Raw genomic sequence first — 913 nt, 5'->3', positions numbered from 1 at the left:
TATTCCTGAGATTTTAAAGCTGCCTGATGTAAACTCCGATTGGGACGAAAGCCATAACTACTGTCCGAAAAATCAAACTCGAATTTTGCCGTGATAATTTGCAACACTGCTTGTTGGAGCAAACGGTCGGTTACGGTCGGAATGCCTAATAAACGCATCTTTCCGTTTCCTTTGGGAATCTCAACTCCCAAAATGGCTTGTGGCAAATACTCATCTGAGCGAACCCTTTCTATCAGCTCATCTCGATTGATCGACATGAGCTCTGATAATTTACATACGGGCATGTGATCAACTCCTGCTGAACCGTGGTTCTTTTGGACTTGGTACATGGCTCTCAATAAGTTCTTTCCTGTTAGTATTTGCTCGATCATCCTGTTTTACTTTTCTTTCCCTGTTCCGCTTAATGCAAGGCTAGAATCCTAAGAAAGCTTCCTTGCAACATTTGGAACAACTTAATGTTCAACCCTTCACTATATTGTGAGTCCTCCATGGTTTCTATTCATGGCTCGTTACCTATAGCTAATATGGTATCTGCTGACCTCTTGCCTTAACCAACTCGTAGTTGACAAGATCTCCCCTGGTAAGAGCATTTTCCTTCCTCCAATTCCTGCCTGATCTACTATTTCGGTTCTCCTCCATAAATGGAGTTCGGACGTCGATAAGATGTGCTATCTCATCCGACCTCATAGCCTCATATCAGGTTCCTGTTCGTCAGTACCGAATTTTGCAGTCTCGCTTCCTTCACTGAATACCTCACGGTAAACCAGCTTGCGACTTACTAATGCTTCCGGGAGTTACCCCAGCACATAAGGGACTTGCACCCTCTGGAAAAATAACATACTTATTGTTAGCTATTTTGACCAAATATTTGCATATTTAATCTTTTTCTAGAGCTTACATATAAGTGTGCTCT

General features: G+C 42.3%; 1 protein-coding gene. It reads right to left on the bottom strand.

Annotated elements, in window-relative coordinates; translation table 11 throughout:
* The coding region (locus tag M0051_RS19555; RefSeq protein WP_306743256.1) for a reverse transcriptase domain-containing protein at positions 1 to 257 on the bottom strand (257 nt) is incomplete at its 3' end.
* Positions 258 to 913: the final 656 nt, after the last annotated feature.

Origin of the sequence: Marinifilum sp. D714, assembly GCF_030851345.1 — a bacterium.
Classification (GTDB): Bacteria; Bacteroidota; Bacteroidia; order Bacteroidales; family Marinifilaceae; genus Marinifilum.
This window is presented reverse-complemented; position numbering and strand designations above follow the sequence as displayed.